This window comes from Piscirickettsia litoralis, from assembly GCF_001720395.1.
In the GTDB taxonomy this organism is placed as follows: domain Bacteria; phylum Pseudomonadota; class Gammaproteobacteria; order Piscirickettsiales; family Piscirickettsiaceae; genus Piscirickettsia; species Piscirickettsia litoralis.
This window is the reverse complement of record NZ_MDTU01000004.1, coordinates 108,245-115,278: the sequence shown is the minus strand read 5'-3', so window position 1 is coordinate 115,278 and position 7,034 is coordinate 108,245. Positions and strand designations below refer to the sequence as shown.

Below are 7,034 nucleotides of genomic sequence, written 5' to 3'. Positions count from 1 at the left end.
CAAATATGGTAACTAAAGAAAGATGGGTAGAAATAATGAAGGCTGCAGGATTTGATGAGGCAGCTATGCGTACATGGCACCAAAAATTTGAGGAGATGGAGCCGGACGAACATCAAAGTTTTCTTGAGTCTTTGGGAATTAACTCTGAAGAAATAAAACGCATCAGAAACTTGTAATAACCAAGAGCCTCAGAATGAGGCTCTGCATTTTTCATTAAAACAAAACACATAAATACTTATTGAATGATTCGGTTTCAAATAATGTGAGAAATTTTGATATTTATAAAGTCAATAATGTGGGACAAAACGGTGCTATTAATGCGAGAAAAACTGATTATGAAAGCGAGAATTTACACCTATAGCTGTGTCTAGAAAAAGATTGCCAGAGGGGGCTTTGATCTACTCGACAAATTAACTATTGAATATATTTGACCATAATACTATGCAGGTCATTCTCTCGAATTATTTTAATCTTATCCCAAATAGCCTGCTGCTCCGATGGGCTTAATGAGGATTTTTTAGAAAATGCTAAAAAATAGCTTTTGCTCTTTATTTCTTTTGGGTAAATGGTCATTTGATAGGATGGGTTCTTTTTTAAAAAAGCTTTAGCTAATGTGGTGATAACAACTAAACTTCCTTTTCTTGACTTATTCAACCTTTTAAAATTTCTTAAATCAGAATAGGATGTTGAATCCACGGTTAAGCCCAATTTTTTAATATCATCTCCCACTGAGTAGCTTTGTGCTACATATACTGGTTGAGGAAGCTGAGTCATGTTGCCATTAAATTGCGAGCCTGGTAAAAGAACAACGGAGTAACCTACTTGACTGACTCGCCACTTCGATGGGGATGGGGATTGAGCGTCCTTGGGGTAATAAAGATAATCAGCCCTTTCAGGTTTATAAGAGGCGGTCATGACTGCATCGGCGATACCAAACTGTGCCTCCTTTAAACATCTTCGCCAAGGCTCAGGCTTTATCGCATATAAGTCATAGCCTGATGCTTGCAAAGCCATTGTAATAACGTCAACGTGAACTCCTGAAGGCTTACTATCTTTTAAAAATGTAAATGGATACCAATAATTACTATCCATACAAATTTTAATAATCTTTTTTGCATTAACATTTGTGCTTAATATCGATATAAGAATGAAAAGAAAGATAACTCTTATGCTTAGCACTTTAAGTCAACTCCAGGGTGTGTCAAATAAAGTAAATCAACCTATTAAAGGTATAGACCATCTTTTTAGCTTATCTTGATTATTCATTCCCTGTCGCTTACAGATTACAAGGTTTAATAGCATTCAGACCTTCAGTGATCGTGAATGACGTTTTACGTGAAACACAGCCTCTTACTTTCTCTTTTTAGGACTCTGATTCATTCTTTTCTGTAGCTATTAGAGGGTTGGCAACGATTCTGAACAAATCCGCCATTTCTTATTTGGCCACGTACGTTGTGGAAGTAGAACGGGCGAAGTTTTTTAGATGGAAATATACTTGGCAAATATAAAAATTTGCCATAGGGTTTATGAAAAATGATCTTGTAAATATTTGAGAAGATTAATACATCTATCTATTTCTTCAACTGTGATTGGTAGATTAGATTGTTTTTCTGCGTTATTCAAGCTCATCAACATCCCCAATTTGACACTATCAGGCCATGGGATATATTCTTCTAGAACCTGGGTCGTAATTTCATAAACATTTTCTGGAATTTCAGGGTTATTTTTTAATGCTATTGAGGCTTTAATTTGTCCTAAAAAATTGATGGTCTGCTCTATAGGCGTCATTTTCATACCTGTATATTTTAATAAAAGGAAATTTTAACATGATTTTTGGGGAGTATACATTACGAACTACATCCATTATATTGAGATTAAAAGGATAAATAATCAAATCACTTATCGGTGTTGACGTAATTTGTTACTTAAACGTACGTTTGTGGAGTAGCGTAAAAATCACTGAAATTTACCCCTAAAGTTGTCACTTAAGCCGTCACATATTCAATGTTAAGCAAAGGCTACTCCCTAAATTTGTGACAGATGGCGGATTTGTTTAGAATCGTTGCCAACCCTCTATTATTTTCATGTCCGCTCCCCCATTGGAACTCAAATCCCTCTCCTCCGTCGGTGGCCTTGTAGGCTGCATATAGTTCTCTAAAGGATTGATGGGCTTGAAAAGCTGATAAGTCACACTTAAATTTCAACGCAGAGAAGGCCCAAATGGAGGAAAAAGGAACTAAAAGCATATTATTTAACGTTATATCCATATAGTTTGGATACCAGTATCTAATAATGATAATCGGGATTAAAACTGCTGTTGATATCAGCCAAGCGATAATAATCCAGGCTGATGCCTTTAAAAATTTGAATAATTCTTTTCACTTATTTTGATTATTCACTGTCATTTCATTCCTCATCGTTTATAGATTGCAGGAGATTATCTCCAAACCTAACATATGAAAAAGATAAAAAGTACCAGAACAAAGCTTAATCTAACCAGGCTATATTCTATCACTGTGTTTACATTGATTGAAAACGCCCTCCGTCATATGAAGTGCAACACCACTCTACACTAAGCCGCCATTAAATTCTCTAAAAAAACGTGATTAGGTGCGCGATAATCTAAACTCGCCCTTCTTCTCGCATTCAATGTATGCTCTATTTTTGCTATTTCATCATCACTTATTTCATTAAAATCCGTCCCTTTAGGAAGAAAGCGTCTTATCAAACCATTTGTGTGCTCATTTAAACCTCTGCCACAAGAGCGGTAAGGTCTAGCAAAATAGAAGTCAGCATCAGTAATCTTTGAAATATCCTCATGACCAGCGAACTCTGTCCCGTTATCTGAGGTAATCGTTTTAAAGTCAAAGAACGTTGAGGCGACTATACTTCTGAAGGTCTCAACAACGGTTTCTGCACATTTGTTAGCCATTTTTCTTATACAACACATCTTATTGGCTTTATCGACAAGGGTTAACAAGTAAGACTTGTGATCTCGACCTACTATCGTATCAATTTCAAAATGACCAAATTCAGTCTTTTCGTCAGCAATAGCGGGCCTTTGCTCAATACCAACGCGGTTAGGTATTTTAGTTTTATCGCCACTTTTCACCTTCTTCTTATAAGGTTTTCCAGAGTGGGGCAGGCTTTTGTAAAGCTCTCCTCCTTTCTCTCGATCCTCATGAATATAACGGTAGATGGTGCTCTCGCTCACTTGGATATCATGCTCCTGTATAAGTTCTTTACTAATAACATCGGGTGACGTATGGGTGCTTAACCGCTCATGAATCAATACTTTTGCTTTCTCAGAAATTTTCTGAAAAGCCTGACCCTGCTTAGCGTAAGCACGTTTTTCTTGTGCACAACGCGTGGCTAAACGATGGCAATAAAGACCGTTAAAGTCGCTCGGGGTATGCCGTTTAGTCTCACGACTGACTGTGCTAGGAGCAAAGCCAAGCTCTCTAGCAATTGATCTCATGGAATCCCCTTCTGATAAACGTTGTTCGATATAAAAACGATCTTTTTCATTTAAGTGTCGATAAGCCATCTGTACCCTCTAAGTCAAAAAGGCGAACTAGAGAGTTTATCTTTATGGGACTGAACTCTCTACTGGGTGTTGCACTTCATATGACGGAGGGCGAAACGACATGTGGATTACAGAATTTTTTTAAAACAAGATGAATTGTAGCTCAAACACATGGCTTTTCCTTGTGGTTGCGGGTATCTTTCACTGCTCTGAAATTGATTTTGTCGATTTGACTTCTTCTTTCTATAGAACCGCTGTAACATAAGTCATTGTTATGTACAAATAAAATTATCGGAACCTATTGATTATTTAACGATATTACGATAAAATAACGATAATAGATAAATAATTAAAATCTGAGGCGAAATGAGTAGAGAAAAGCTCACAGAATTTAAAAAGAGGAGGTTGGTATGTTATGGGGTTATTATGTCTTGCAGGCAGTCTTGCTATTTGTGGCCATCTATTGTGGTGTGAATGCCTATCTAGGGCTTACTCAAAGCGAAGTTGATAACCAACTTCCTGCTCAAGTGTTTACGATTAAAGTGGATGCGACACCTTCGAAGACAAATGGTGAACATTGATTGGATGTTAAAAAGCCACAGGCTCAAGCGCCAAATATTTAAAAACGAGGATTAAAATGAAATTGAAGAATGTGCTGAGTATGACAGCAACCATCTTATCTGAGGTATATCTATTTATCGTTGATATTGGTCGAGCCTTGCGTTTACCTGTTATCGTAGCTATCGCGTCTGTTGTCGTCCTGTGTTTTGTCGCTGTGGTTTTCCGTCTGTATCCTACCGAAAAATCACCCATTCAATCTTTCAATATCCAAGCGAACTATAAGCCACCTCAGTGATGAGCTTGATTTGCTTAAAATTAAAGGAGAGAGCATGTCCGAGAAAGTAGATCCTTTATTAAATAAAAAAAGGATGAAAAGCCGTGCTGAAGCAGACGCACTTAAAGTAGAGTGGTTGCGTCAATTACAAAGCAAGCCTGACAATCATATTTGGTCTTTATCTAAGCTAGGTTACGGGGAATACTTTGATGAATTTGAACAGTTTGAAATTCAAGAAAAAAATCAAAAGGGTTTTAAAATGGAAGGCTAAAAGGGAGGCGGAAACTGAAGTAGTCGAATGTGATCAATTAAAGTGGTATGAAAGCAGTGAGATAGTTACAATTGTTCTAAGCGCTTGTGCTTTACTACTTATTGGCTGGTCACTAATTGGCTTTATTGTACGGTTTAATCATGTTGTGTATACATATCCTTTATCCTTCGTTTTATTTATGGCTAGAATAGTTAGTGGCTTTTATGATAAATGTGCCCACATTTTAGATGTGCTTAAAGATGCAAATTGGTCAAATTATTGGTTATTTTTAATTTTTATTATGCTTGTTCTTATTTATATTTCTCTATTGAGAAATAAGAATGCTTTATGAAATATATAAAAAATAATGTGTTGTGAAAAATTTCTTTATTTTTCTCAATCGACGACAAAAGAGTTGGGTTAAAATAGATAAAAATGTTGAGGTAGTACAGTGACAGAGATTGAAGTTATCAGACAAGCATGTGCGCGGGCGGCGGCGAAACATCCGAAACGCCGTGCGACTGTGACGGCTGTACGCGCAGAACTCAATAATAAGGGGTCCGTGGATCGTATTGCCAAGACAGTGAAGTCGTTTAATGCAGAAAAAATAGAACAAGAAACGCTAAACTTACCGACGATTGATCTTGGGGATCTCAATTTAGAGCAAGAGGATGAGTTATTATTAAGCTCTCTGGTTCAGTCCTTAGAGAAAAAGTATCGCGAGAAAGAAAAACGCTTGCTTGCCTCACTGCAACAAAAAGAAGCATCACTAGAAGAGCACTATGCTCAGTTAATTGATGGATTTAATCAACGGCAAATTGCTTTTGATGCATCAGAAAAGGCGTATCAACAAGAGATTGAGCATCTACGCAATCAGCAAGATACAGTATACACATTGACTGAGGGATATATTGAGAAAATAAGCGAACTCAAGCGTGGACAGGAATCTCTGGAAGAATCTGTACAGCTCAAAGAAGCTCAAATACAAGAATTGAAAACGACACTCGCTGAATCTGAAAAAAAGGCCGAAGATCAGCGACTGAAATTATCTAAGCAATATGATGAGAGTCAGGCTTTGCTTAAAGAAGAAGCAGCTAAACTTGAAGAAGCGTTGGATATTCAAGTTAGAAAATGTATAGATCTTCAGAATCGTCACGATGATTTGAACGAAATTTATAATAAAGAAACCGCTCGGCTCTATAGAGAACTTGATCTTGCAAAACGTGCGCAAATTGAAACTCTTGCTCAAGCAAATAAAGAACAACGCGGTCAGCAAAAAGTCATCGATATGCTAATGGCGGCACGTAATGATATTCGCACTGAATTAGGAACACTTAAGCAAAAAATCGCCGCACGTGATGTGGCGCTTAATAAGGCCAAGCAACGATTAAGGAAAAAATCGTGATCTCGTTTGAAGACGAGCAGCGGCGATTTAATGAAGAAACTAAAAAAGCTCGCTATGCGCATACGACTCAAAAAGCTTATGAGTCTGATTGGGCACAGTTTAAGGTCTACTGTTTTGAGCGTGGGTTGATGGCTTTACCAGCAGATTCGATGACGGTGGGCCTTTATTTAATGCATCTTTATAAAGATAAAAAGCGTAGCCGTACTAGTATTTTACGCCAGCTTGCCAGCATTAATGCAAAGCACCAAGCATCGAATTTTCCGACATTTTCTGATTCAGCACGCATTAAAAAAGCATTACAAGCCATTCGCACAACTGATGATTACCGACCTAAGCAAGCACCGGCATTGCGATTCAAAGCTTATCATCGGCTCATTGCCAATATTGATTTAACAAACTTGGTTGGTTTAAGGGATGCACTATTATTTAGCTGGATGTGGTTTGGTGCGTTCAGAAAGTCAGAAGTGATTGCTTTAACCTACGCTGATATAGAACTCGATGAAAGTGGGCGTGGTGTTGTGGTAAATATTAGGGGTTCAAAAACGAATCGTGAAAACACGAAGCAACAGCAAGTGCCTCTGCGCTTTCATGAGAATTACCCCTTTTGTCCAATCAAACTGTTTCGGTTGTGGAGTCAAAAAACAGACTTAAAGAGTGGATTTATTATTTGCCGCATTGATAAATCTTTGGGTGATGATTTGAGTGAAGAAAAACTCAAGCTTTCAAATCTGCCACTTCATCCGGTTTATGTGAATCGGATTTTAGCCCAGCGCTTAACTCAAGCTGGCTTGCCTACGCAATATTCACCTCATAGCTTTCGGAGTGGCTTTTTATCGGAAGCCGCTCATGTGGGTGTTTCAGTGCAGGAGCTTAAAGCGGTATCGCAGCACAGTAGCTCCGAGATTGAAAAGTACATACGGCAGTACAACTTGCTTGAAGATACAGCCTCACAGAAAATTTTGAGCAGTCACCAGAGTCTTTTGATAAACAAGGGATAGTGGTAAAAAATAATTTAGCT

The 7,034-nt window shown here is 37.8% G+C and carries 9 protein-coding genes; 6 read left to right on the top strand and 3 right to left on the bottom strand.

Going from position 1 to position 7,034, the window contains the following annotated elements; translation table 11 throughout:
* Positions 1-414 precede the first annotated feature (414 nt).
* The 3 genes from BGC07_RS17210 to BGC07_RS17195 all read right to left on the bottom strand — a co-directional run bounded on the left by BGC07_RS17210 (position 415) and on the right by BGC07_RS17195 (position 3,547).
* Positions 415-1,092, bottom strand: a complete 678-nt coding sequence (locus BGC07_RS17210; RefSeq protein WP_069314295.1) for a type 2 periplasmic-binding domain-containing protein — start codon at positions 1,090-1,092, stop codon at positions 415-417.
* 432 nt (positions 1,093-1,524) lie between these two features.
* Positions 1,525-1,788 carry a hypothetical protein gene (locus BGC07_RS17205; RefSeq protein WP_069314294.1) on the bottom strand — a complete coding sequence of 88 codons (264 nt, stop codon included), beginning with the start codon at positions 1,786-1,788 and terminating at the stop codon, positions 1,525-1,527.
* Positions 1,789-2,572: 784 nt separating this feature from the next.
* On the bottom strand, positions 2,573-3,547 hold the full coding sequence (locus BGC07_RS17195; protein WP_069314292.1) for an IS30 family transposase: 975 nt from the start codon (positions 3,545-3,547) through the stop codon (positions 2,573-2,575).
* A gap of 389 nt (positions 3,548-3,936) precedes the next feature.
* On the opposite strand from BGC07_RS17195, the gene BGC07_RS20940 reads away from it, so the two are divergent.
* The 6 genes from BGC07_RS20940 (at position 3,937) to BGC07_RS17170 (ending at position 7,014) form a co-directional block, all read left to right on the top strand.
* The gene (locus tag BGC07_RS20940; protein WP_158007009.1) at positions 3,937-4,107 is read left to right on the top strand and encodes a hypothetical protein; all 171 of its coding nucleotides are present in this window, start codon (positions 3,937-3,939) and stop codon (positions 4,105-4,107) included.
* An 80-nt stretch (positions 4,108-4,187) separates the two neighbouring features.
* Positions 4,188-4,382 carry a hypothetical protein gene (locus tag BGC07_RS17190; RefSeq protein ID WP_139121828.1) on the top strand — a complete coding sequence of 65 codons (195 nt, stop codon included), beginning with the start codon at positions 4,188-4,190 and terminating at the stop codon, positions 4,380-4,382.
* Positions 4,383-4,416: 34 nt separating this feature from the next.
* Positions 4,417-4,632 carry a hypothetical protein gene (locus BGC07_RS17185; RefSeq protein ID WP_069314290.1) on the top strand — a complete coding sequence of 72 codons (216 nt, stop codon included), beginning with the start codon at positions 4,417-4,419 and terminating at the stop codon, positions 4,630-4,632.
* Positions 4,571-4,963 carry a hypothetical protein gene (locus BGC07_RS20935; protein ID WP_158007008.1) on the top strand — a complete coding sequence of 131 codons (393 nt, stop codon included), beginning with the start codon at positions 4,571-4,573 and terminating at the stop codon, positions 4,961-4,963. Before BGC07_RS17185 ends, BGC07_RS20935 begins: the two co-directional genes overlap by 62 nt.
* A gap of 99 nt (positions 4,964-5,062) precedes the next feature.
* A complete protein-coding gene (locus tag BGC07_RS17175; protein ID WP_069314288.1) occupies positions 5,063-6,016 on the top strand; it encodes a coiled-coil domain-containing protein in 954 nt (317 codons plus the stop codon).
* Positions 6,013-7,014: a tyrosine-type recombinase/integrase gene (locus BGC07_RS17170; protein ID WP_069314287.1), complete on the top strand. Its 1,002-nt coding sequence runs from the start codon at positions 6,013-6,015 to the stop codon at positions 7,012-7,014. Before BGC07_RS17175 ends, BGC07_RS17170 begins: the two co-directional genes overlap by 4 nt.
* Positions 7,015-7,034 lie beyond the last annotated feature (20 nt).